Below are 25,064 nucleotides of genomic sequence, written 5' to 3'. Positions count from 1 at the left end.
CGAGGTAGGAGTGTTATCGGGGACCGGGAGACTTACGCTGGGCACCTGTTATGAAAAACTCTGAAATGAAACAACTCATCGCGCCGCTGCGCCGACCCGGGGACGGTTTTCATGAACGCATTGAAACGGCTGTACATCGTCAGTCATCCGTTACGCATCAGCCGCTATGGTGCGCACACCTCCCTGTCGACCGCCGAGCGCATCGAGATCGTCGAGGCGCTGAGCGATACCCTGAGTACCGCGCTGACGCTGCTGGCGCATCTCAAGCGCGGCCAGCAAAAGCTGCGCAACGTCAGCTTCCTGCCGATGCAGCAACTGTTTCATCGCCTGGTGCGGGCCAATGGCGCTTATGTCGAGTTCCTGGCCACGGCCATCACCGACCTGGGTGGTCATGCACCGACCGAGGCGCTCTCTCAGCTCAATGACATCCCTGAGCCTGGGTGTTTCGCCGACTGCCTGAAAGGCATTTCCCGGGGCGTACGCCGGCTGCGGGCCGCCGACGCCTTGCTGCGTGACTACTGCGAATGCGCCATTGCCCACAAGGACAACGCCAGTCGACGTCTCTTTGAGGAATGCGAGCGGCACAACGCGCACTTTCTCTCGCTGATCGAATACCACCTGATCCACGAACAACCCTTATGACGCCATGCAGAAGCTGTGCAGGAGCTGTGTAGGAGCTGTGTAGGAGCTGCCGCAGGCTGCGATCTTTTGACTTTGCTTGATAAACAAGATCAAAAGATCGCAGCCTCGTTGCACTCGACAGCTCCTACACAATCCCTATCGCCATAAACACGAACAACCCAATCAAACATACCCAAGTATACTTTTCCGCTTTTTCTGAGCGCGTATCTTGCAAGTATGGCGGGCGCCACTTAGCGCCACTCGCAATGACGCAAGGTCTTTACATGTTTAACGCACCTATTATTTCAGTTGTTGATGATGACGAACTAATTCTTATCTCACTGGACAGTTTATTGCGCTCTTACGGTTACACAGTAAATACCTACAACAGTGCCTTTGCCTTTCTTCAATCCAGTGCCCCGGAACAGACCGACTGCCTGATTTCCGATATCCAGATGCCCGGCATGGGCGGTGTGGAGATGTGCGAGAGACTGGCCGCGAGAAACACCCACATTCCCACGCTGCTCATTACCGGAAAGTCAGGTTTGCCGCCCAGGCTCAGCGCCAGGGTAAGACCCCTCGAAGGGTATTTCGCCAAGCCTTTCGACACACGGGAACTGCTGGCGTGTATCGAAGCGATTCTTCAACGCCGGACTTGATCACTGTTTAACACTTTGGTTTAGCCGTTTCGCACCAAGGCATGCACTGACTGACCCTTCGCAGAGATGCACCGCAGTTTTGAAGCTAATAACATTTTGCTTATTCAGTTTATTAGTTCAGCAACTTGCTCTTTCCCTAAAACTAAAACCTCAACCTGGAACTACCGTGCCATGGCAAAAGACAAATTGACTTCAATCAACGGCGCACCCGTCGTCGACAACTTCAACATCCAGACCGCCGGCCCCCGTGGCCCTGCCTTGCTGCAAGACGTGTGGCTTCTGGAAAAACTCGCCCACTTCGACCGCGAAGTGATCCCCGAGCGGCGCATGCACGCCAAGGGTTCCGGCGCCTATGGCACCTTCACCGTGACCCATGACGTGACGCGCTACACCAAGGCGCGCCTGTTCTCGCAAGTGGGCAAGCAGACGCCGATCTTCACCCGATTCTCCACCGTGGCCGGCGAGCGCGGCGCAGCCGATGCCGAGCGCGACATCCGTGGCTTCGCCCTGAAGTTCTACACCGAACAAGGCAACTGGGACCTGGTGGGCAACAACACCCCGGTGTTTTTCTTCCGCGATCCGTTGCGTTTCCCGGACCTCAACCACGCCGTCAAACGCGACCCGCGTACCGGCATGCGCAGCGCACAGAGCAACTGGGATTTCTGGACGTCGCTGCCCGAAGCCCTGCATCAGGTGACCATCGTCATGAGCGAGCGCGGTATTCCCCGCAGCTACCGGCACATGCACGGCTTTGGCAGCCACACCTTTAGCCTGATCAACGCCAACAACGAACGGCACTGGGTCAAGTTCACCTTCAAGTCGCAACAGGGCATCGAGAACCTGAGCGATGAGCAGTCCCAGGAACTGATCGGCCGGGATCGGGAGAGCCATCAACGGGATCTGTTCGACAGTATCGAAGCGGGCGACTTTCCGCGCTGGACCTTCTACATCCAGGTCATGACCGAGGAGCAGGCCCACGATCACCAGGTCAATCCGTTCGACCTGACCAAGGTCTGGTCCCATCACGACTACCCGCTGATCGAAGTGGGTTACTTCGAACTCAACCGCAACCCGCAGAACGTGTTTGCCGAAGTCGAGCAGGCGGCGTTTTCCCCATCCAACGTGGTCCCTGGCATCGGCTTCTCCCCTGACAGGATGTTGCAGGCACGCCTGTTTTCCTACGGGGATGCCGCGCGCTATCGCCTGGGGGTCAACCATCACCAGATCCCGGTCAACGCCCCACGCTGCCCGATGCACAGTTTCCACCGCGACGGCGCCATGCGCGTGGACGGCAACTACGGCGGCCAGCTGGCGTATGTGCCCAACAGCCAGGGCGACTGGGCCGATCAGCCGGACTTCCGTGAACCGCCGCTGAAAATATCCGGCGCCGCCGGCCATTGGGACCATCGCGTGGACGAAGACCACTTCGAACAACCGGGCAACCTGTTCCGCCTGATGACGACCACACAGAAACAGGCCCTGTTCGAAAACACCGCGCGCTCGCTCAGCGGGGTTTCCCAGGAAGTGCAGCAGCGGCACATCACCCATTGCACCCTGGCCGATCCGTTCTACGGTGCCGGGGTTGCCAGGGCCTTGGCTGCCCTCGACCGCTAATCGCCAACCCAACAAAGGCGCCGGGGAAAACGCCAATCCATTGTAGGAGCGAGCCTGCTCGCGATGACGTCAGGTCAGTCAGCATCAGAGGGACTGATCCACCGCTTTCGCAAGCACGCTCACTCCCACATCGAGCGATGGCGTGCGCAAGCCAGTCGTCGATGGCATCATCAGCCGCTGCGACGGTTGCGTTGCCGTCTGATCGACCAAGGAAGTCTCCCCGATGCGAATCCAATCACTGCCAGCCAGCGCCGGTACGGCAGGTACCTCATGACGGCCATCGTCCGGCCGCGGCCGATGCTCATTACCCTGGGCCTGTTGTTGCTGGTGGTGTTCTGGCTGTCACTGGCGCTGGGGCCGGTCAGCCTGCCTTTGGGCGATACCTTGCTGGCCGGTGTGCGTCTGCTCGGGCTGCCGGTGAATGGCAGTGACACGCAACAGGCGGAGCTGATCCTTGGCCAGATCCGCCTGCCGCGCAGTTTGCTGGGCATTGCGGTCGGCTCGGTGCTGGCACTGTCCGGCGTGGCCATGCAGGGGTTGTTTCGCAACCCGCTGGCGGACCCGGGGCTGGTCGGGGTGGCCGGTGGTGCCGCATTGGGTGCGGCCATCGCCATAGTGAGCGGCAGCCTGCTGGGTGGTTTGTCGCCGGCCATCGAACCCTATCTGTTGTCTGTGTGCGCCTTCGCCGGTGGCCTGATCGTCACGGCGGTGGTGTATCGCTTCGGCCGCAGCAACGGCCAGACCAACGTCGCCACCATGCTGCTGGCGGGCGTGGCGATGACCGCCATGGCCGGTGCCGGGGTCGGCCTGTTCACCTACCTGGCCGACGACGCCACCCTGCGCACCCTGACCTTCTGGAACCTGGGCAGCCTCAATGGCGCCAGCTACCCGCGCCTGTGGCCATTGCTGATCGTGGCGGTGGGCGTGGCGTTGTGGTTGCCCCGTCGCGCGGCGGCGCTCAATGCGATGTTGCTGGGTGAATCCGAAGCGCGGCATCTGGGCTTCAATGTCGAGCGGATCAAGCTTGAGCTGGTGCTTTGCACCGCACTGGGGGTCGGTGCCGCCGTGGCGGCGGCGGGCCTGATCGGCTTTATCGGTCTGGTGGTGCCGCACCTGATGCGGCTGCTGGTGGGGCCGGATCATCGGGTGTTGCTGCCGGCATCCCTGCTGGCCGGTGCCAGCCTGCTGTTGCTGGCCGATCTGGTCGCCCGCCTGCTGCTGGCGCCCGCCGAATTGCCGATCGGCATCGTCACCGCGCTCATTGGCGCACCCTTCTTCTTGTATCTGCTGGTACGGGGGCGCACCTGATGCTGCGGGCCAATAACTTGCTGGTCCGTCGTAGCAACCGCACGGTGCTGGCGAACATCGACATCCAGCTGCATGCCGGGCAAGTCCTTGGGGTGTTGGGGCCCAACGGCGCCGGCAAAAGCACCCTGCTCGGTGCCTTGTGCGATGAGCTGCCCGCCAGCGAAGGCACGGTCAGCCTCGACGAACGCGCACTCGCCGACTGGCCCGGTCAGGAGCGGGCCAAACGCCTGGCGGTGTTGCCCCAGAGTTCGAGTTTGAACTTCGCTTTTTCGGTCAATGAAGTGGTGGGCATGGGGCGTCTGCCCTACGCCACGGGCCGGGCGCGCGACGCCGAAATCGTCGCCGAAGCCTTGAAGGCCGCCGACGCCCTGCACCTGGCCGGACGCAGCTATCTGGCGCTGTCCGGCGGCGAGCGTCAGCGCGTGCACCTGGCCCGGGTACTGGCGCAGTTGTGGCCGGGGGCCGAGGGGCAGATCCTGCTGCTGGACGAACCGACCTCGATGCTCGACCCGCTGCACCAGCACACCATCCTGCAAGCGGTGCGCGATTTCGCCGGGCGCGGCGCGGCAGTGCTGGTGATCCTCCACGACCTCAACCTGGCCGCCCGCTACTGCGATCAGTTGCTACTGTTGCAGGAGGGGCGCCCCCACGCCTACGGCCCACCGGATGAAGTCCTGACCGCCGAAGCACTGGAGGCGGTATACGGGTTGCAGGTGCTGATTCATCGCCACCCGGAACGTGGGCACCCCTTGATCATCGCGCGCTGATGCTCGCCCTCTCCCACCGCACGGCGCGAGAGGGCCATCGCCTATAGGGAAAACCGATGCGTATTCTGCTGCTCTGCCTGTTCAGCCTGCTGGTGGCCTGCCAATCCAGGGATGCATTCCCGCCGCCTGCGGCCATTGCCCCCGAAGGTCGCGAACATGCCGAACTGGGTGTCATTCGCGAACTGGCCAGCGGCCGCACCCTGACGCCGCAGGAACTGGTCGAACGCCTGGCCATCGCACCCCGGGTGCTGGTGGGCGAACAACACGACAACCCCGATCACCATGCACTGCAACTGTGGCTGCTGCGCGAACTGGCCAAACAACGTGCGCAAGGTAGCCTGCTGATGGAAATGCTCAACCCCGACCAACAGGCCAGGGTCGATGCGGCGCAGGCCGCCACCCGTGCCGGTCAACCGCCGGCCGACCCGTACCAGGCGCTGTCCTGGCAAGCCAATTGGGATTGGGGCGTCTACGGTGCGCTGGTCACCTACGCGCTGCGCCAACCTTACCCGCTGCTGTCGGCCAACCTGGATCGGGCGCAGATCATGCAGATCTACAAGCAGCGCCCGACCCTCAGTGGAACGGCCTCCACCACCGAGCAAGTACAAGCGACCTTGCTCGAAGACATTCGCGACTCCCATTGCGGCTTGCTTCCGGAAACGCTGATGCCTTCGATGCTCGCCGTGCAGCAGCAGCGTGACCGGCGCATGGCCGAGCGCCTGCTGGCGGCACCGACGCCGGCCTTGCTGCTGGCCGGGGCGTTCCATGTGCGCAAGGATCTTGGCGTGCCGCTGCACCTCGAAGACCTCGGGGCTGGCCAGGGCAATGCGGTGCTTATCCTGGCTGAAGCGGGCAGAACGGTGACGGCCGAAAACGCGGATTACGTGTGGTTTACGGCGGCGCAACCGGCGCAGGATCATTGCGCGGGGTTGCGTCGTTAGCAGGTGAAATACAGGATGAGGCCACTATCGCCATCGCGAGCAGGCTCGCTTCCACATGGGTTCTTCGGTGTACTCGGAATATGTGAACGACGCAGATCAAATGTGGGAGCGAGCCTGCTCGCGATGGCGGCTCCACGGGCACCACAGTCAATCAGGAGCTGAAAAGGTCTGCAGGTACGCCAACAGATCATCAATCTTTTCAGGATCGCTCACCCCCCAGAAAATCATCCGCGTCCCCGGCACCACCGTCTTGGGCGCTTCGATGTACGCCGCCAGTTTCTCCCGGGTCCAGACGATGCCGGAGGATTTCATGGCGTCGGAGTACTGGTAATCGGTGGTGCTCGCGGCGGTACGCCCGATGACACCGTTGAGCTGCGGGCCGAAAAAGGCCCGCGCCGATTCGCCAATCTGATGGCAGCCGCTGCAAAACCGCTTGAACAGTTTCCCGCCCGCCTCGGCATCCCCCTGCGCGTTCGCTGGCGCAGCGAACAGGCCCGCGCACAGTATCAAGGTCATCACGGCCGCTTTGTTCATCGAAAGCTCCAGATCAGGCAGTGCCTGCGGCAAAAAAAATGGCCGCCATTTGATCATGACCGGGCCGCCCAGCCGAAGCTTTTCAGACGCGCAACGCCAAAGTAGACCGTCCATCCCGCCGGTGAGCGCCCCACCGGCGCAGGCCTAGACTGGCCTATCAGAGCGCCGTTTGCGCAAGGCGCACCGACTCACCCGGTGCGTGGCATGAGTTGTGCCGCAGCACACCCGCAACAGGAGGAACACCCATGAAAATCGTCGTCATCGGCGGTACGGGGCTGATCGGAACCCAACTGTGCAAGCTGTTGCGCGAAGCCGGTCACGACGTGCTGTCAGCCTCGCCGAGATCGGGCGTCAACGCCGTCACCGGGGAAGGATTGCAGGCCGCCTTGCAAGGTGCCGAGGTGGTCGTGGACGTTGCCAACTCCCCCTCTTTCGAAGACGCCGCCGTATTGGAGTTCTTTGAGAAATCCGGGCAAAACCTGGCGGTCGCCGAGAAGGCTGCCGGGGTCAGGCATCACATCGCACTCTCGGTGGTGGGCACGGAACGGATGCTCGAAAGCGGTTACTTCCGCGCGAAAATGGCTCAGGAGGATTTGATCAAAAAAGCCGGCGTACCTTTCACAATCGTGCGCGCCACGCAGTTCTTCGAGTTCATCGGCGCGATTGTCCAATACAGCATGCAAGGCGACACCGCGCGCCTGACTTCAGCGGCCCTGCAACCGGTGGCCTCGGCCGATGTCGCGGCGGTGCTGGCAAACATTGCCGTGGCCGCGCCCACGGGCAACATCGTCGAACTGGCCGGCCCCGACAAGCAACCCCTGGTGGAATTCGCCAGGACCTACCTGCAACACACCAAGGATCAACGCCAGGTGATCACCGACGACAGCGCCGGGTACTACGGTGCGGTCATCAACGACCAGTCGCTGACGCCCGGGGCCAACCCCATCCTCGGCAAGATTCACTTCGATCAATGGCTCAAGAGCACCGGCGCCTAGCCCTCTTCACGCGCTGGCTACTGTCCTGCATTTCCATGAGGAGCGTCCCATGCGAACCCCCGCCTTTCTCGCCCTGTTTGCACTGTCAATCACCGCTGCCCCGATCCTGGCCGCCGAGGCGCCGCCCCCGGATGTCAAGGAAGTGTCGGTCACGGCACTGCCCGACTACCCCGGCAAGGAAGTGATGATCCTCACCGTCGAGTATCCACCGGGTGGTGCCGACCCGGTTCACCGGCACGACGCCCATGGCTTCGTCTATGTGCTGGAAGGCACCATCGTGATGGGGGTCAAGGGTGGCAAGGAAATCACCCTGACGCCGGGGCAAAGCTTTCACGAAGGTCCCCAAGACATCCACACCGTGGGCCGCAACGCCAGCAAGGACAAACCGGCCAAGTTCGTGGTGTTTCTGTTGAAGGACCAGAACAAGCCGCCCGTCCTGCCGGCCAACTGAACCGCGCCGCCATACTTGGGTATCGCTGGTTAATACCTGGGTGTTCCACTGGGCAACCTACGCATAAGTGACGGGATTTTTCAGCCAATTAAGATGCAGGCTTCGAATGTCAGGGCTGCGACAGCCGGCATTCATGCCTGCCCGATTGTTGCTTGAACACTCCCGTGACTTACCAGGTGAACATGATGAACACCCCACGTCTTGCATTAGGAATTGCCCTTTTTTCAACCCTCGGTTTTATCGCAGCGAACACCCAGGCGGCCGAAGCCGGTGCGGGAACCGCCGGTGCCGACACGGCCCTGCACAACGCGGCCGAAAGCGGTGCCGACACCACCAAAGGCAGGCAACTGGCCGAAGGTGGAGCGGATCGCCTCAAGCAGAATCGAGTGGCTGAGGGTGGTGCGGATCGTTTGAAGGAACGTCAGTTGGCCGAAGGCGGTGCTGACCGACTCAAGGAGCGTCAACTGGTGGAAGGCGGTGCCGATCGATTGAGAGAGCGTCAGCTCAAGCGGAATCAGGTGGCCGAGGGTGGTGCTGACCGTTTGAAGGAGCGCCAATTGGCCGAAGGCGGTGCTGACCGGCTCAAGGAGCGTCAACTGGCGGAAGGCGGTGCCGATCGATTGAGAGAGCGTCAACTGGCATCGGATGGTTCCGACCACCTGAAGCAAAACAACGTCGCCGCCGGCTACAACTCGATGCGCGGCACCCGCGTGGCGGAAGGCGGCTCGGACCGCTTGCAGCAAAACCATTACGCCGACGGCAGCAACGGCTATGACGCCAGCTCCGATGTCATGCCCTACTTCTGCCTGGAATGCCGCTGAAATCCGGGACAGCCCCACCCCCTGTAGGAGCGAGCCTGCTCGCGATGGACGTCAACGATAACGCTGGAGGCCTGATGCCCCGCAGTGTCCTTGCGTTCATCGCGAGCAGGCTCGCTCCTACAGTTGAAGGGTGTACATCCGCGAAATCAGGTCGGCCATAAGGCCGCCATCGCGGGCAAGCCACGCTCCCACAGTTTTTGTGTCGCCCACCATCCTTCAATCCACGCAAAAACCCGTGGGAGCGAGCCTGCTCGCGATGGACGTCAACGATAACGCTGGAGGCCTGATGCCCCGCAGTGTCCTTGCGTTCATCGCGAGCAGGCTCGCTCCTACAGTTGAAGGGTGTACATCCGCAAAATCAGGTCGGCCATAAGGCCGCCATCGCGGGCAAGCCACGCTCCCACAGTTTTTTGTGTCGCCCACAATTCTTTAAACCACGCAAAAACCCGTGGGAGCGAGCCTGCTCGCGATAGACGTCAACGATAACGCCGGAGGCCTGATGCCCCGCAGTGTCCTTGCGTTCATCGCGAGCAGGCTCGCTCCTACAGTTGAAGGGTGTACATCCGCAAAATTAGGTCGGCCATAAGGCCGCCATCGCGGGCAAGCCACGCTCCCACAGTTTTTGTGTCGCCCACAATTCTTCAAACCACGCAAAAACCTGTGGGAGCGGGCTTGCCCGCGAAAGCGGTGTGGCAGTCGACATCAATGCTGACTGACACGGCCCCATCGCGAGCAGGCTCGCTCCCACAGAGGAAATAGAAAATCCGGAGCCCTTCGCAGGGCTCCGGATTTTTTGTTGGGCCGGCTATCAGTCCTTGAAATCAGTCGACAGCGCCAGCTCATTCCACTCGGCCAGTTCCTCGGCGACGAAGCGGTTTTTCGCTTCGATGCGCGCGATGGTGTCGCTGCCCAGTGCCAGGCGTTGCGGTGGCTTGGGTGCATTGACCAGGGCCAGCATGGCCTCGGCAAATTTCACCGGATCGCCCGGCTGGGCGTGGTTGGCGGCTTCGGCGTGCTTGCGCATGGCGCCGACCGTCTGGTCGTAGTCCGGCAGTTCCAGCGCGGTCTTCACCAGCGATTGCTCGTCGAGGAAGTCGGTGCGGAAGAAGCCCGGTTCCACCACCGTGGCGTGGATCCCCAGTGGCGCCAGTTCCTGATGCAGCGCCTCGGTGATGCCTTCCACCGCAAACTTGGTGGAACCGTAGACACCCCAGCCCATGTAGGCCTGGTAGCCACCGATGGAAGAAATATTGATCACATGCCCGGAACGCTGGCGACGCATGTGCGGCAGCACCGCGCGGGTCACGTTGAGCACGCCGAAGACGTTGGTGGCGAACAGACGCTCAGTCTCGCTGGCGCTGGTCTCTTCCACCGCCCCCAACACGCCGAAGCCGGCATTGTTGATCAGCACGTCGATGCGACCGAAACGCTTGATGCCTTCCGCGACCGCCTGGTGGGCTTCCTCTTCGCGGGTCACGTCCAGTCGCACGGCCAGCAGGTTGGGATGATCGCCCAGTTTGGCGATGACTTCTTCGGGTTTGCGAGCCGTTGCAATCACCGCGTCGCCGGCACGCAGAGCATGTTCTGCGATCAGAGTGCCAAAACCACGGGAAGCGCCAGTAATGAGCCAAGTACGCATATCAACTCCTCCTGTCAGCGACCCGAGCGTTATTGCCGGGTCTTCTTGATGAGTTGACGCAACTTTAAAACTCCACTACTGATGTGATAATCCCAACAATTTTGCATGGCTTTGTGAAAGGTATTCACAAATGAAAGCACCCTCCGCGGCGGACCTCTCGATCTTCCTGTGCGTCGCCCATCACCTGAATTTCAGCCGCGCGGCGGTGGAACTGGGGGTCACGCCTTCGGCGCTCAGCCATTCGGTGCGCACCCTGGAGAACCGGCTGGGCGTACGGCTGTTCAACCGCACCACTCGCAGTGTCGGCCTGACCGAGGCCGGAGAGCGTCTGTTCAGCCGATTGCGGCCTGCGTTTCGCGACATCGACGACGCCCTCGAAGACCTCAACAGTTTCCGCGACAAGCCTTCGGGCAACTTGAGAATCACCGCCGGCCGCCAGGCTGCCGAACTGGTGTTGCTGCCCCTGGCCGCGCGGTTTCTGGCGGCCTACCCGGATGTGACGCTGGAGATCGTTTCCGACGACGGACTGGTGGATGTGGTGTCGCAAGGGTTTCACGCCGGCGTGCGCTTCGGCGCCCGTCTGGAGGCGGACATGGTTTCGATGCCCATCGGCACGTACATGCGCTCGGTGGTCGTCGCGTCTCCAGCCTTCTTCGAACAGCACCCCACCCCGCAGAAACCCGAGGACCTCCATGGCCTGCCGTGCATCCGTCATCGCTTCCCCAGTGGCACGCTATACCGCTGGGAATTCGAGCGCGGCGGGATTGCCCAGGAAATCGAAGTCGACGGCCCGCTGACCCTGGGCGACGTCAGCCTGATGGTCGGCCCGGCGTTGCAGGGTGTGGGCATCGCCTACATCTTCGAAGACATGGTCAAGGCCCAGGTGGCCGACGGCAGCCTGATACAAGTGCTGGGCGACTGGTGCCCCTACTACCCCGGACTGCACCTGTATTACCCGAGTCGTCGCCATGTGCCGGCGACGCTCAAGGCCTTTATTGAGTTCGCCCGCACTGATCGCGAGTCGCAACCGCGCCAGGATCATCCTCCACCAGCAAGGCGGCCAGGCGCTTGATCAGCGGCGTTGCCAGCAACACGAAGGGAATGAGGGTGGCCCAGGCCAGCAACCAGGCCTTGAACCAATACACCAGCAATGCATTGGGTGACAGGCCGGACGGACTGGCGATCACCGCGGCTATGGCGCAGGTGATGGCCGACTGGATTACACCCGTGACATGCGCGCGGTAGCGTGTAGGAAATCTGGTCATGTTGCGAACCTCGAAATACGCCTGGCGATGCCCTGTGCAACGGTGCGCCGCCAGGCGGTGGGTCAGGCCTTGAGATAGTCCAGGGTCTGCGCCGTGGTCCACAGGGCATTGGCGATGTAGCGGTAGTTGATCAGCGCCGCCAGGTAGCCATCGCCTTCCGGGGTGGTCGGGCCGGCGGTAGCATCACGGACCACGGCCACTTCGAAGCCCTGCTCCAGCAACTCACGCAAGTGCGATTCGACACACAGGTTCGCCGCCATGCCCGCCAGGATGATCTGCGACACGCCTTTCTTGCGCAGTTGCAGGGCCAGGTCATTGGTTTCCGGGCCATAGACCTTGTGCGGCGAGGCGATGATGGTCTTGCCGTCGAGGATGTACGGCTTGAACTCGGGCATGAAGTCGGCGCCGGAGTTTTCGAAGCCATCGAGGGTCAGCGGGCCCTTGCGATCGAACATGCAGATGCTGTGCATGACCTTCTCCAGCGGCCCGCCGAAATGCCATTCGTGATCGCACGGATAGTAGTAGTGCGGTGAAACGGCGACGGTGATGCCGGCTCCTTTGGCCGCGGCAAACAATTGGCCCAGGTGGTTGACCACATCGTGCTCGACAATGCTCTTGCCGAACACGCTCCAGCTCACGCCTTCGGGGCTGAGGAAGTCGATCTGCGGGTCAATGACCACCAGCGCGGCACGGGACAGGTCGAGCTTCATGCCCGGGTCCGGCAGCGCGGGCTCGGCCGGATCGGCGTACTGGGGGGCGGTGCGATTCGAATCGTTGCTCATTGCAGTGGACTCCGGTGCAGGGAAAGAAAATCGCTCTGCCATGGCACCCGCAAGGGGCGTTGGTTACCATCGGCGAGAACTGCATCCTACGGCCGTGCCCTGCTGCGCTTTTGCCAGGACGTACAGAGTCTTTACCCGGGCGTCTCCAACATGGATATCCTTTCCGAATTCTTCGAACGCACGCACCTGCAGGGCCGGCTGTTCTTCGCCGGCCCCATGGACGGCACGCTGGTGCTCGACAAGCCGCCGGGCATGGCGTTTATCCATGTGATCAGTCGCGGCGGTATCGACATGGTGCAGCCGGGCCTGCCGAAGATTTCGATCACCGAGCCCAGCGTGCTGTTCTGTCCCAGCAGTTGCCGCTACCAGCTGCGCTCCAGCTCCGCCGGCGGGGCCGAACTGATCTGCGCTTCGTTCCGGTTCGGTCGCAACTCGCTGCAACCCTTCCCCCTGGGGCTCAAGGAAACCCTGGTGTTTCCCATCCACGCCCTGGAAAACCTCGCCCCCTTGATCGGCACCCTGATCGACGAATTCCAGGACCAGGCCCCCGGCCGGATCAAGGCGCTGAACCTGCTGCTCGAATACCTCTTCGTCCGGCTGGTGCGGCGCTCGGTGATGGAAGGCAAGATCGCCAGCGGCCTGCTTTATGCCCTGCAAGACGGGCGCCTGGCGACGATGTTCAGCCGGATTCACCAGGAGCCGGAAGCGCTCTGGACCGTGGAGAAACTGGCTCAACTGGCGAACATGTCCCGTTCGAAGTTCTCGGCGTGCTTCACCCGGATCATGGAGATTTCACCCATGGGCTACGTCACCGCCTGGCGCATGAAACTGGCCCAGGACCTGTTGCGTGAAGGGGTGCAGATCAAGGTGATCGCGGCGTCGGTGGGCTACAGCTCGCAGGCGTCGTTCTCCCGGACCTTCCTCAACGTGGTGGGCTGCCCACCGGCCGAATGGCTCAAGCGCGATGCCAGTGGTGAAGATGCACCCTTGGTCAGCGCTCGCGTGCAGTGTGACTTGCCGGACGAATCAACCACCCCTTAACCCTGTCGGAGAGAAACAGATGGTCACTTGCTACCTCAAATATGTGCTCGATCCCTACAAGCTCGACGAGTTCGAGCATTACGGCAAACTGTGGATTCCCCTGGTGGAAAAATTCGGCGGCCAGCATCACGGCTACTTCCTGCCGTCCGAGGGCGCCAACAACATCGCCCTGGCGATGTTCACCTTTCCAAGCCTGGCGGATTACGAGACTTACCGGCAACAGTCGATGAACGATCCGGAGTGCATCGCGGCGTTCAAGTACGCACAAGAAACCCGCTGCATTCTCAGCTATGAACGCAGCTTCTTCCGGCCGGTCTTCGGCTGATCAAAAGCGCAGCCTGCGCCTGACAACATTCCAATTGTGGGAGCGAGCCTGCTCGCGATAGCGGTGGGTCAGTCGACATGAATGTTGATTGATAAACCGCTATCGCGAGCAGGCTCGCTCCCACAGGGATTTGGGTACATCAAGGCGGCCTCGGCAAAATTTTCCCCTTCAACACCTTTCGACCCTGCGAATGGCCAGCCATTGGCCATACTGCAATGTGCCCCGTCCTCCCGATCTCCCTGCCCTGCCTGGTGAGTGAACATGAACATCCCGTGGAGCCGTTTTCGCGCATTGACCCTGCTGCTGACCCTGTGCTGCCTGAACACGGCACTGGCGCAGACCCAACCCGACCTGCCTGCCGTCGAACTGACGCCGGCCGAAGAAGCCGAAGTGCAAAAAATGGTGCTGCCCGTTCTGCCGGACTGGGTCGGGGACTTCGAAGGCATGCGCGAGCGCCGCCTGGTCCGGGTGCTGGTGCCCTACAGCAAGACTTTTTTCGAGCTCGATCGCGGTCGCCAGCGAGGGCTGAGCTACGAGTTGGGCAAGGGCCTGGAAGCCTGGCTGAACAAGACCCAGCCCTACGGGAAAAAATCCATGCAATGGCGGGTCATGTTCATCCCCACCCCGCGTGACCAGTTGATGCCGCAACTGATCAAGGGCGTCGGCGACATCGCCGCCGGCGGGCTGACCGTGACCGAGGCACGCCTCAAGGAGGTGGATTTCGCCGACCCGTTCGCGGTGAACATCCCGGAAATCCTGGTGACTGCCCCTGGCAGCAAAGCGGTGGAAAAACTGGAGGACCTGGCGGGCCTGGAAATCACCGTGCGGGCCTCCAGCAGTTACTACGAACATCTCAAGGCGTTGAATGCCTCGTTCAAGGAAAAGGGCCTGGCGCCCATCGACCTCAAGGCCGCCGACGAAAACCTGGAATCCGAAGACCTGCTGCAAATGGTCAATGCCGGGTTGCTCAAGGCCACGGTAGTGGATCGCTACATCGCGAAGATCTGGGCGCCGCTGTACACCGATATGCAGATTCACGAAAAGATTGCCGTGCACGACAACTCGGAGTTCGCCTGGGCGATTCGCAAGGACAGCCCGCAGTTCAAAAGCCAGCTGTCGGCCTTCGTCAAAACCCACAAGGTCGGCACCACGTTCGGTAACAGTCTGCGAACAAAATACGTCACCAACAGCAGCAAGCGGGTGCTGAACGCCACGTCCGAAGAGGAAATGAAGAAATTCAAGGAAATGGTGGAGATCTTCAACCGCCACGCCAGCACCTACGGCTTCGATCACCTGATGCTCATGGCCCAGGGGTTCCAGGAGTCGCAACTGGATCAAAAGGCCCGCAGCCCGCGAGGTGCGGTGGGCGTCATGCAATTGCTGCCAACCACCGCCAAGGATCCAACGGTGGCCATCACCGGCATCGACAAGAGTGCCGACAAAAACATCGAGGCCGGCAGCAAGTACATGCGCCTGCTCGCAGACAAGTATCTGAACGACCCGCAATTGAACGAAATGAACAAAACCCTGATGACCTTCGCCGCCTATAACGCCGGCCCCGGCAACCTGCGCAAATTTCGCGCTTTGGCAGAAAAGTCCAATCTGGACAAAAATGTCTGGTTTGGTAATGTTGAGCAAGCGGCCGCACAAGTGGTCGGGCGGGAGACCGTGGATTACGTCGGCAACATCTACAAGTACTACGTTGCCTACAAGCTTGTAGAAGAAAAAAACGCTTTGGGAGCGACCAAACCTGCTCAGTGATGGCCAGTGGCTTGCGCGCCGAAGGTCTAAAACCCGTTTAAACAGCGGCTTTGTGTCTGGATAAGTCTAAAGTTCGATCTACGCTAAACGTGTCCAATAGTGGGCTTTTTGTACAAGGGATTGTTTCAACGAGCAGGCAGGTTGAGGGGACTTCCACTATGCCAGTAACGCCACGTCTTAATTCAGGTCTCCACTTGCGGCCACAACGCCAGGCGCTGGCGTTGGAGCCACGGATTCTGTTCGACGGCGCCGCCGCTTCGGCGGCTGCCGACCAGCATCACAGTGACCCCGCCGAGGCCGCCCACCCGGCCACGGACCCCGGCTGCCACACCCGCCACTCCGACCGAAGGCCGATCCGCCACCGAACAGGCCCCCTCGGCCGCGCGCAGCCTGCTGGTGATCGACAGTCGCATCGAAAACCGTGAGCAACTGATGGCGCAACTTCCGGGGAACGTCACGGCAATTGTGCTCAACGTCGGCGAAGACGGCCTGGCGGCGATTTCCGCGGCCCTGGCGCAACTGGGCAAGGTCGACTCGATCCAGGTGCTGTCCCACGGCGCGTCCGGACAATTCACCCTGGGCAACCGCACCATCACCGCCGACAACGTCGACCAGCTTGGCAAGACCCTCGAACAATGGCGCAACAACCTGACCCAGGGCGCCGACATCCAGCTTTACGGCTGCGACATCGGGGCGGGCGCCGCCGGTAAAACCCTGGTCACGGAAATCGCGCGCTGGACCGGCGCCGACGTCGCCGCCTCGAACAACGACACCGGCAACAGCAAGGCGGGCGGTGACTGGACGCTTGAAACCCGGGTCGGTGATATCGACAAGGTCATCGCCCTGAGCAGCACCGCGATGGCCAATTTCCAGGGCCTGCTGGCCGACGCCGCCCCTACCGTGACCTTGCCTGCCACCGGCAGCGACGTGCTGCTGGGCGACCGCTTCAATTTCACCGTCAACTTCACCAATACCTCCGGCCAGGAAGGCTATGCACCCTTTCTCACGCTGTTCATGCCCACCAGCGGCAAGGACGGCGACGATGGCGTGAGTTTCATTTCCGCCAGTTATCTGGGGCAAAACCTGGTCACCCATGTGGTGGTTTTCGACGCGGCGGGCAATGCCACGCACCCCATTGCCAAGGACGCCACCGGCAACTTCCTGACCATCAACGCCGCCGCGTTCGGCATGCAGCCGGGCGATCAACTGGTGGTCATCGAGTTGCCATTCGCCAGTGTCTCCACCGACCAGCCGGTGATCTCGGTGCAAGTCACCGCCAGCCTGAGCAATCTGGCCGACACCAATTTCTCCAATGGCAGCCCGGACCTGACGATTCGTGCCAGCGGCGGTTTCCAGTTCGGTAACGATGCCCTGGACAACCCGTTCGACGACCCGGCCCTGATCCAGGCCGGCACCTCGGCATTCGTGGTACACCCGACGGTCATCACCTTCGACGAGACCCTCACCACCCCTGAAGGCGAAACCGCCACCGGGCCGAACTACGGCCGCACCCTGACGGTGACCGTAACCCCTGCACCGGGCCAGACGCTGAACCATGTGATCGTCACTCAACCACTGCCGGACAACATCCAGGTCACGGCCATTACGCCCGGTGCCGGCGGGCGCCTGACCTCGATCACCCTGCACGACGGCACCGTGGTCACCGACCCGACGGCCATCGCCGCGCTGATTGCCTCCGACACCGTGTTCATCAGTTCATTTACCGTCGAATACGACACCCTGACCGCCGCCACCAACACCCAGGTGGCGTTCTACGTGCCGGAAGTCGACGCCAATGGCCAGGCCATCATCAATCCGGTCACCGGCGATGCCGTCACCATCACCCTCGGCGCGCCGACGGCCAGCGGCCAATGGACACCCCTGGACCCGCGCGACGTGGTGGCGCCCAACACCACCATCGACTTCAGCGGCACCGGCCAGCCCACCGACTTCGTCGCCAAGTCCATCACCCTGCTCAAACAGGTGACCCTGCAGACCGACATCGGCCAGACCGGCATCACCCCCGGGGATACGCTGCAATACACCCTGAACCTGGCGATTTCCGACTATTTCGCCTTCGGCAAGGACTTCTTCAATGAAGGCCAGTTGATCATTCGCGACCAGCTCAGCGACGGCCAAACCCTCACCGGCACACCGACGCTGACCGTCACCATTAATGGTGTGGCACAGACCATCACCCTGGTGACCACCACCGTCGTCAATGCCGATGGCACCACTTCGATGGCCTTCGACATCGCGCAATCGCTGCGCAACGCCTTCTTTAATATTCGTGGCTGGCTCAACGGCGACCTGGCATTCGACGACCAATTGCAAGGCGCGGTGCTGGCGGTGTTGAGCTACTCAGCCATCGTCGGCCAGACCTACAAGCCGCCAGCGGGCGCCCCCCACAGCGAGATCAACGAAGGCGACGAACTGGGCAACAGCGCCGTGGTCGATGGCACGCTGCTGCAAGACATTTTCAACCTGACCGGACAAAGCGAAACCGACGGTTCGACCACTACCAGCGTGATCCCGACCAACACCGTCGACATCAAGATCGTCGAGGTCAACGACGGCACACCACCGGCCAGCGGTGAGTTGCGCCCCGGTGATGAAGTCACCTTCGAACTCACTTACGACCTGGTCACCGGCGACTACGAGCAGTTCAAGCTCACCGCCTATCTGCCGCTGCCGTTGTTCGACGTGACGGGCGTGACCTGGGCAACTGGCAGCGATCCCGGCCAGTGGCAGATTGGCCCCGGCAACACCAATGCCGGTGGCGTGCTGACCGTGACCAGCGCTGCCGGCAACTCGGTGATCTTCGATTTCGGCAGCTTCGTGACCGCTGATACCACCGGCAGCCGCATCGTCGTGCGCTTCACCGTGCGCGTCGGCGACCAGCCGTTCGCCGACCAGCGCTCGCTGGATGTGCTGGCGCAATCGAGCCAGCAAACCACCCTCACCGACCGCACCCTGATTTCCTCGGACGTGGTGGCCATCGTCTCGATCGCCGAGCCGGTGCTGGCGATCAAGCACGGAGTGGTTTCGGGCAGCAACGGTACGGTCAGCAACACCACCGGCAGCTGGAACCCGCCGGGTAGCACCGGCGTGCCCTTCAATGGCAGCGTGACCGACCTGGCCGCAGTGGATGGCAACATCATCGGCATCGATGGCGGCGACACCCTGCGCATGGTCACGGCCATCGAAAACACCGGTGGCGGCGGCGCGTTCGACGTCAACACCAGCATCACCCTGCCCACCGGCTTGAGTTTCGTCGGCGGCAGCCTGGCCGCCGCCAACCTGCAGATTTATCGCGGCGACGGCACGGCGCTGGTGCTGGGCGTCGACTACAGCGTCACCGGCAACCAGATCACCTTCCTCGATGCCGGTGGCCAGGCCACCCTGCTCGCCGGTCGCAGCGGCACCGCCGCCGACACCAGCGGCGCCAACCTGGTGGTCATCAGCTACGACGTGGTGGTCAGCTCCACCATCGAAGCCAGCCGCAGCCTGCAAAGCACCGCGACCCTGACCAACTACGCCAGCGTCAACGGCGGCAGCGACTTCACCCCCACCGACCTGACCGACCTGGCCAGCCAGCAAGTGGCGGCGCCAGTGATCACCAAGGTGTTCGCCGACGGCACCCTGGACAACGGCGACTCCAGCGCGACCCACACCACCGGCAGCGACCTGGTGATCGGCGAAAGCATGCGCTACGACATCGTCGTCACCCTGCCCGAAGGCAGCACGCAAACCCTGCGCATCGACGACCTGATCCCGCCGGGCATGCGCCTGGACACCACCTTCAACGGTGGCCTGGGCTATCAGATCATCACCACCCGGCTCGGCAGTGGCGCACTGGGCGCCGACTTTGTCGGCAGCGTCGTGGTCAGCGGTTTTGCCGGCCAGGGCGGTGCCCTGGGCGGCGACGGCGTCGATGCGCGCTGGACCTTCAGCGTGTCCGGCGCCACCGCCGACAACCAGACCGGCAACAACAGTTTCGTGATTCGCCTGCAACTGGTAGCCAATAACGTGATCGCCAACCAGGCCAACAAGGCGCTGCAAAACAACGCGCAACTGATCTTCAGCGATCCGGACAGCGATACGCCCAACGGCAACGTGGCGGTGGACCGCAACGTCGCCCTCACCGGCGGCCAACCCACCGTGACCGTGCGTGAACCGACCCTGACCGTCACCCAGGTGCTCACCTCGACGTCGGGCCTGGGTGGCTACGACCAGGGCGACACGGTGACCTTCACCATCACCCTGAGCAACGGCACGGGCGGCAGCGACTTCAACGCCTTCGACATCAGTTTCCTCGACAACCTGCCCACCCAGCTGGACAACATCATCCTCACGGGCAAGCTGTATCAGGGTGGCGCGACCAACAACGGCGGGGTCGATTTCGAAATCGTCAACGGCCAGTTGCGCACCGTCAACGGCGCCAACATCGACATCGCCAAGGGCGGCAGCATCGTCTTGAGCCTGTCGGGCGTGGTGAATGCCACGGCGGCGGCGCAGTCCAATTTCGCTAACGTTGCGACGGTGCAATGGACCAGCCTCGACGGCACCCAGGCTGGCGAACGTACCGGCGTCGACGGGCCGCTCAATGGCGGCACGCTCAACGACTATCGCAACAGTTCAGTGCTGGTGGTTCCGGTGGCCCAGGCGATCCAGATCTCCCGGGTCGGCGGTTTGCCTGATACGGCGGCGCCGGCGCCCACCACGGCGCCCGTGGAAGCGGTGACCATCGGCGAAGTGATCCGCTATCGCGTGGTGGTGCTGGTGCCGGAAGGCAACAACCCCAACTATCAGATCCAGATCACCCTGGCCAACGGCCTGCAATTCATCTCCCCGGACGCCCTGGTCAATGCCCTGCGCATCGGATTCATTTCCGATGGCGGGCTGGTCAGCGATGCCAACCTGATCGTTGGCGGCACGCTGAATATCATCGGCAACGAGAACAGTCCCCAAGCCCTGCCGATCACCCCGGACCTGCTCGGCCTTGGCCCCAACGGCGTGTTCGACCCCAGTCGCCTGACCGTCGTCACCAACGCCGACGGCAGCCAGACCGTCACCTTCAACCTCGGTAACGTGGTCAACGGCAATGGCACCGATGACGATCTCGAAGGCGTAGTGCTGGAATTCAACGTGCGGGTCACCAACCAGGCGAGCAACGTCGCCGGTGCCCAACTGGGCGCCAGTGCCCTGGAGATCGTCAACGGCGCGGGACGCGCTTCCAGCAACACCCTTGTGGAGCGAATCGTCGAGCCAAGCTTCAATGGCCTGGACAAGCAAGTGGTGGCCTTCGACCCGAATCCGACCGGCACCACGGGCACGGCCACGGTGCAACTGAGTTTCACCCAAAACGGCGGCCTGCCGGCGTTCGACGCCCAGGTCGTCGACAGCTTTGCCGGCGGCAGCAATTACTCCCTGGTCAGCGTCACCATCAACGGCACCACCTTCGGGCCGGGCAACCTGCCCGCCGGAGTCACCTTCAGCACCACCGGTGGCGTGAGTGTCAATTTCGACCAACTGGACGTCGGCGCTCAGGTCCAGGTGCGCTATCAGGTCACCCTGCCCAACTCCACCGTCGTCGCCAGCAGCAACGCCACCCTGACCTGGAGCAGCCTGCCGGAAGACTTCACCAGCTGGGGCGGCAACAGTGTCGGCACCGACGGCGCCATCGATGGCGAACGCACCGGCAGCACGGTCGGCCCCAACCAGTACATCCTGCGCGACAACGCCGGGCTCGGTGTGATCACCGGCACCTTGTGGAACGACACCGCGTCGGCCACCGCCAGCAGCGTTCCCGATGGCCCTGGCCTGGCCGGGCAAACCGTCACCCTGACCTGGGCCGGCGCCGACGGACTGCTCAACACCACCGCCGACAACCTGGTGTTCAGTACCGTGACCGACGCCAACGGCCAGTACCATTTCGGCGTGCTGCCACTGGGCGTATTCCGCATCGATGCACCACCGGGGCTGGTCAGTTTTCCGCAACCGGTGGGCGATTTGCGCGTGCGCATCGACAGCGACGGAGGCACCCTCGGGCAGATCACCATCAGCCTGGGCGATGCCGATACCCAAGCGGCGAACGCCGGTTACGTCGAGCAGAACGACGCGCCGGTCAACACCCTGCCCGGCACCCAGCAAGGCCTGGAAGACGTGCCGCTGAACATCGGTGGCATCAGCGTTGCGGACGTCGACGTCGATCGTGATCCGAATGTCGCTGATCGCAACATCAGCGTGACCTTGAGCGTGCTGCACGGCACCTTGTCCCTGGGTACGACCCTGCCGGGGGTAACCGTCACCGGCGCCAATACCGCCAGCGTCACCCTCAACGGCACCCTGGCCGACGTCAATACCGTGCTGGCCAGCCTGCGCTATCTGGGTAACCAGGATTTCAACGGCACCGACACCCTGACCGTGGTCAGCAATGACCTGGGCAATTTCGGTGATGCCAATGGCGACGGCACACCGGGCACCCTCGCCGATGCGCTGACCGACACCGACACCCTGCAAATCATCCTCGCCCCGGTCAACGACCCACCGATCGGCGTCGATGACGTCGCCACCGCCGTGGAAGCCGGCGGTACCAACAACAACGTGGTCGGCGTCGACCCTACTGGCCAACTGCTGACCAACGACATAGACGTCGACATTGCCACCAACGCCGACAAGCTGCATGTGTTCTCCGTGGCCTCGGTGAATAACGGCGGTGCGCAAACGCCGGTGCAGGCCGTGACGGTGATCACCGGCCAGTACGGTCGCTTGCTGGTGGGCACCAACGGCGCCTATCAGTACATCGTCGACAACAACAATCCGCTGGTCCAGGCGCTACGCCTGTCGGGCCAGACCCTGACCGATCAATTCGACTACGTGCTGGCCGACCTGGCCGGCGCCACCGACATCGCCCGGCTGACCGTGACCATCCAGGGCGCCAACGACACGCCGGTCGGTGTCGACGATAACGGCACCGCCATCGAGGCCGGCGGCGTGCTCAATGGCACGCCGGGCAGCGATGCCGTGGGCAACGTGCTGACCAACGACACCGACGTGGACAGCGTGGCCAACGGCGAAACCAAAATCGTCACCGCCGTTCGCCCGGTCCCGGAAGCGGGCTCCGGCCCGATCACGCCGGTCACGGGCCCGACTGCCGTCGCCGGACTGTACGGGACGCTGACCATCAATCCCGATGGCAGTTATCGCTATGTGATCGATAACAACAACGTCACGGTGCAGCGCCTGAGTGCCGGCGACCAGTTGATCGAGTTCTTCAGCTACCGGGTCACCGATGCCGGCGGCCTCAATGATGTCGCGCAATTGCGCATCGTCATCCAGGGCGCCAACGACAATCCGGTGGCCAGCAACGATGCCGCCGACGCCCAGGCGGCCTCCACCAATGGCAACGCCACCGAAAGCAACCCGACCGGCAACGTCATCCTGTTCCCGAGCCGTCCGGGTACCGTCGACAACGGTATCGATACGGACGTCGACGCGGCTGACCAGCCCAGTGAGCAGTTGCAAGTCAATGGCGTGATCAACAAGAGCGAGGCCACCTTTGACCCGGTCAATGACGTGTTGGCCGGTGTCACCGCCGGCAGCACCCAGGCCAACGGCACGGTGGTGGTCGGGCTGTACGGCACCTTGCGCATCGGCGCCGACGGCTCGTTCTTCTACGATGTCGACAGCACCAACGCCACGGTCCAGGGCCTGCAAGCCGGGCAGACGCTGACCGAGTTCTTCACCTATCGCGTGGTCGATACCAAAGGGCTGACCGACACAGCGCAACTGGTGATCACCGTGCACGGCGTCAACGATCCGCCCGTGGCACAGAACGTCATCGCCGTCGCCACCGAACGTGGCGGCGTGAACAACGGCACGCCGGGGGTCGATCCGGTGGGCGACGTGACCGCCTCGGCGTTCGATCCGGACGGCGACCCGTTGACTGTCACCTTGATCCGCGCCGGCGCGGAAAGCGCCGGGGGCACCCCGGTGCCTGTGGTGGCGGGCGGTACGGTGGTGGTCGGTTTGTACGGCACCCTGACCATCAATCCCGACGGCACCTACAGCTACGCCGTCGATAACAACAACCCCGATGTACAGGCACTGCGCCGCGGCAGCGACCTGCTGCTCGAACGCTTCACCTACACCATCAGCGATGGCGTCAGCCCGACCCCGGAAATCGATACCGCCGAAATCATCGTGTTGATACGCGGCCAGAACGACAACCCGGTGGCCAGCGATGACGCGGCCACTGCCATCGAGGCTGGTGGGTTGAACAACAACCAGCCGGGCGTGGACCCCACCGGCAATGTTCTCACCAATGACACCGACGTCGACGGCGGCGAAATTCCCGCCGACCTGCCCGCCCACAACTACGGCGAAACCCGCGCCGTGGCTTCGGTACGCACCGGTGTCGAGGGCTCGGCGGGCACCGCCGGAACCCTCGGCAGCGAACTGCGCGGCACCTACGGCTGGCTGACCCTCAACGCCGACGGCAGCTACAGCTACCGCCTGGACAACAGCATGGCGGCGGTCCAGGCCTTGCGCGCCGGCAACACCCTCGCCGACAGCTTCAACTACAACGTGATCGACGCCAGCGGCGCGCAGGATACCGCGACTCTGACCATCACCATCCAGGGCGCCAACGACACCCCGGTGGCGCAGAACGACGTCAACACCGCCATCGAAGCCGGTGGCCTGAACAACGCCACGCCGGGCATCAACCCCAGCGGCAACGTCTTGGTCAACGACAGCGATGTCGATGGCAACGGCGAAGTCCTGAGCGTGATCGGCGTGCGTCAGGGCGCTTCCGTCGGCGTGATCGGTTCCGGTCTGGCGGGCGCCTTTGGCACCCTGACCCTCGGTGCCGATGGCACCTACAGCTACGTGCTCGATAACAGCAACCCGCAAGTCCAGGCCTTGCGCACCAATGGCGATGTACTGACAGAAACCTTCACCTACCAGATCCGCGACCTGGCCGGCGCCACCAGCACCGCGACCCTGACCATCACCATTCGCGGCACCAACGACAACCCGCTGGCGGTCAACGACAGCACCGTGGCCGTCGAGGCCGGCGGCACCGCCAACGCCATACCGGGGATCAACCCCAGCGGCAATGTGCTGACCAACGACACCGACGTCGATGCCAACGACACCAAGACCGTCACCGACATTCGCACCGGCACCGAAGCCGCCGGCGGCACCTTCACCGGCGTTACTACCAGCCAGACCCTCAACGGTCTGTACGGCACCCTGACCATCAATGCCAACGGCACTTACAGCTACGTGGTCAACAACAATCTGGCGGCAGTCCAGGCGCTCAAGGTCGGTGATTCGCTGGTGGAAACCTTCACCTACCGCATGCGCGACACCGCGGGCGCCACCGACATTGCGCAACTGACCATCCGCGTCGATGGCGCCTGGGATGCGCCGGTTGCCACCAACGATGTCGCGGTGGCCGTGGCCGACAACGGCGCGGGCAACAGCGTCAACCCGACCCGCAACGTGCTGCCCAATGACACCGATGTCGACTAG

The 25,064-nt window shown here is 62.7% G+C and carries 19 protein-coding genes; 15 read left to right on the top strand and 4 right to left on the bottom strand.

Annotated elements, in window-relative coordinates; all coding sequences use genetic code 11:
- Nucleotides 1–111 precede the first annotated feature (111 nt).
- From ABTV29_RS10950 to ABTV29_RS10925, 6 genes are all read left to right on the top strand, one after another.
- On the top strand, nucleotides 112–642 hold the full coding sequence (locus ABTV29_RS10950; protein ID WP_433770087.1) for a hypothetical protein: 531 nt from the start codon (nucleotides 112–114) through the stop codon (nucleotides 640–642).
- A 263-nt stretch (nucleotides 643–905) separates the two neighbouring features.
- Nucleotides 906–1,280 (top strand): response regulator transcription factor, encoded by a 375-nt coding sequence (locus ABTV29_RS10945; RefSeq protein WP_433770086.1) that lies wholly within the window; start codon nucleotides 906–908, stop codon nucleotides 1,278–1,280.
- Nucleotides 1,281–1,451: 171 nt separating this feature from the next.
- Entirely contained in the window at nucleotides 1,452–2,894 is a 1,443-nt protein-coding gene (locus tag ABTV29_RS10940) for a catalase (protein ID WP_433770084.1), read from the top strand.
- 324 nt (nucleotides 2,895–3,218) lie between these two features.
- Nucleotides 3,219–4,202: a FecCD family ABC transporter permease gene (locus ABTV29_RS10935; protein WP_433771831.1), complete on the top strand. Its 984-nt coding sequence runs from the start codon at nucleotides 3,219–3,221 to the stop codon at nucleotides 4,200–4,202.
- Complete coding sequence (locus ABTV29_RS10930; protein ID WP_433770082.1) at nucleotides 4,202–4,969, top strand: heme ABC transporter ATP-binding protein; 768 nt, start codon at nucleotides 4,202–4,204, stop codon at nucleotides 4,967–4,969. The genes ABTV29_RS10935 and ABTV29_RS10930 overlap by 1 nt, the downstream gene beginning before the upstream one ends.
- A gap of 56 nt (nucleotides 4,970–5,025) precedes the next feature.
- Nucleotides 5,026–5,910, top strand: a complete 885-nt coding sequence (locus tag ABTV29_RS10925; protein WP_433770080.1) for a ChaN family lipoprotein — start codon at nucleotides 5,026–5,028, stop codon at nucleotides 5,908–5,910.
- Between the two features lie 147 nt (nucleotides 5,911–6,057).
- On the opposite strand, the gene ABTV29_RS10920 is transcribed toward ABTV29_RS10925, so the two are convergent.
- On the bottom strand, nucleotides 6,058–6,444 hold the full coding sequence (locus ABTV29_RS10920; RefSeq protein ID WP_433770078.1) for a c-type cytochrome: 387 nt from the start codon (nucleotides 6,442–6,444) through the stop codon (nucleotides 6,058–6,060).
- Between the two features lie 245 nt (nucleotides 6,445–6,689).
- Here ABTV29_RS10920 and ABTV29_RS10915 point away from each other — a divergent pair, with 245 nt between their 5' ends.
- From ABTV29_RS10915 to ABTV29_RS10905, 3 genes are all read left to right on the top strand, one after another.
- The gene (locus ABTV29_RS10915; RefSeq protein WP_433770076.1) at nucleotides 6,690–7,439 is read left to right on the top strand and encodes an SDR family oxidoreductase; all 750 of its coding nucleotides are present in this window, start codon (nucleotides 6,690–6,692) and stop codon (nucleotides 7,437–7,439) included.
- A 49-nt stretch (nucleotides 7,440–7,488) separates the two neighbouring features.
- Nucleotides 7,489–7,890 carry a cupin domain-containing protein gene (locus tag ABTV29_RS10910; RefSeq protein WP_433770074.1) on the top strand — a complete coding sequence of 134 codons (402 nt, stop codon included), beginning with the start codon at nucleotides 7,489–7,491 and terminating at the stop codon, nucleotides 7,888–7,890.
- Between the two features lie 185 nt (nucleotides 7,891–8,075).
- On the top strand, nucleotides 8,076–8,711 hold the full coding sequence (locus tag ABTV29_RS10905) for a phage infection protein (protein ID WP_433770072.1): 636 nt from the start codon (nucleotides 8,076–8,078) through the stop codon (nucleotides 8,709–8,711).
- Nucleotides 8,712–9,519: 808 nt separating this feature from the next.
- On the opposite strand, the gene ABTV29_RS10900 is transcribed toward ABTV29_RS10905, so the two are convergent.
- Nucleotides 9,520–10,350, bottom strand: coding sequence for an oxidoreductase (locus tag ABTV29_RS10900; protein ID WP_433770070.1), 831 nt, complete (start codon nucleotides 10,348–10,350; stop codon nucleotides 9,520–9,522).
- Between the two features lie 130 nt (nucleotides 10,351–10,480).
- Here ABTV29_RS10900 and ABTV29_RS10895 point away from each other — a divergent pair, with 130 nt between their 5' ends.
- The gene (locus tag ABTV29_RS10895) at nucleotides 10,481–11,422 is read left to right on the top strand and encodes a LysR family transcriptional regulator (protein WP_433770068.1); all 942 of its coding nucleotides are present in this window, start codon (nucleotides 10,481–10,483) and stop codon (nucleotides 11,420–11,422) included.
- Here ABTV29_RS10895 and ABTV29_RS10890 read toward each other — a convergent pair.
- Together ABTV29_RS10890 and ABTV29_RS10885 are read right to left on the bottom strand one after the other, a co-directional pair.
- A complete protein-coding gene (locus tag ABTV29_RS10890; RefSeq protein WP_433770066.1) occupies nucleotides 11,343–11,615 on the bottom strand; it encodes a DUF2798 domain-containing protein in 273 nt (90 codons plus the stop codon). The two genes, ABTV29_RS10895 and ABTV29_RS10890, sit on opposite strands and share 80 nt — an antisense overlap.
- A gap of 62 nt (nucleotides 11,616–11,677) precedes the next feature.
- Nucleotides 11,678–12,397, bottom strand: a complete 720-nt coding sequence (locus ABTV29_RS10885; RefSeq protein ID WP_433770064.1) for a cysteine hydrolase family protein — start codon at nucleotides 12,395–12,397, stop codon at nucleotides 11,678–11,680.
- A 150-nt stretch (nucleotides 12,398–12,547) separates the two neighbouring features.
- Here ABTV29_RS10885 and ABTV29_RS10880 point away from each other — a divergent pair, with 150 nt between their 5' ends.
- The 5 genes from ABTV29_RS10880 to ABTV29_RS10860 all read left to right on the top strand — a co-directional run bounded on the left by ABTV29_RS10880 (nucleotide 12,548) and on the right by ABTV29_RS10860 (nucleotide 25,064).
- Entirely contained in the window at nucleotides 12,548–13,438 is an 891-nt protein-coding gene (locus tag ABTV29_RS10880) for an AraC family transcriptional regulator (protein WP_433770063.1), read from the top strand.
- 19 nt (nucleotides 13,439–13,457) lie between these two features.
- Complete coding sequence (locus ABTV29_RS10875) at nucleotides 13,458–13,763, top strand: NIPSNAP family protein (RefSeq protein WP_433770062.1); 306 nt, start codon at nucleotides 13,458–13,460, stop codon at nucleotides 13,761–13,763.
- A 261-nt stretch (nucleotides 13,764–14,024) separates the two neighbouring features.
- Nucleotides 14,025–15,524, top strand: coding sequence for a transglycosylase SLT domain-containing protein (locus ABTV29_RS10870; RefSeq protein WP_433770061.1), 1,500 nt, complete (start codon nucleotides 14,025–14,027; stop codon nucleotides 15,522–15,524).
- A gap of 158 nt (nucleotides 15,525–15,682) precedes the next feature.
- On the top strand, nucleotides 15,683–15,949 hold the full coding sequence (locus tag ABTV29_RS10865; RefSeq protein WP_433770060.1) for an LEPR-XLL domain-containing protein: 267 nt from the start codon (nucleotides 15,683–15,685) through the stop codon (nucleotides 15,947–15,949).
- 7 nt (nucleotides 15,950–15,956) lie between these two features.
- Complete coding sequence (locus ABTV29_RS10860) at nucleotides 15,957–25,064, top strand: VCBS domain-containing protein (protein WP_433771829.1); 9,108 nt, start codon at nucleotides 15,957–15,959, stop codon at nucleotides 25,062–25,064.

Source organism: Pseudomonas putida, assembly GCF_050989985.1.
GTDB classification, from domain to species: domain Bacteria; phylum Pseudomonadota; class Gammaproteobacteria; order Pseudomonadales; family Pseudomonadaceae; genus Aquipseudomonas; species Aquipseudomonas putida_AI.
This window is presented reverse-complemented; position numbering and strand designations above follow the sequence as displayed.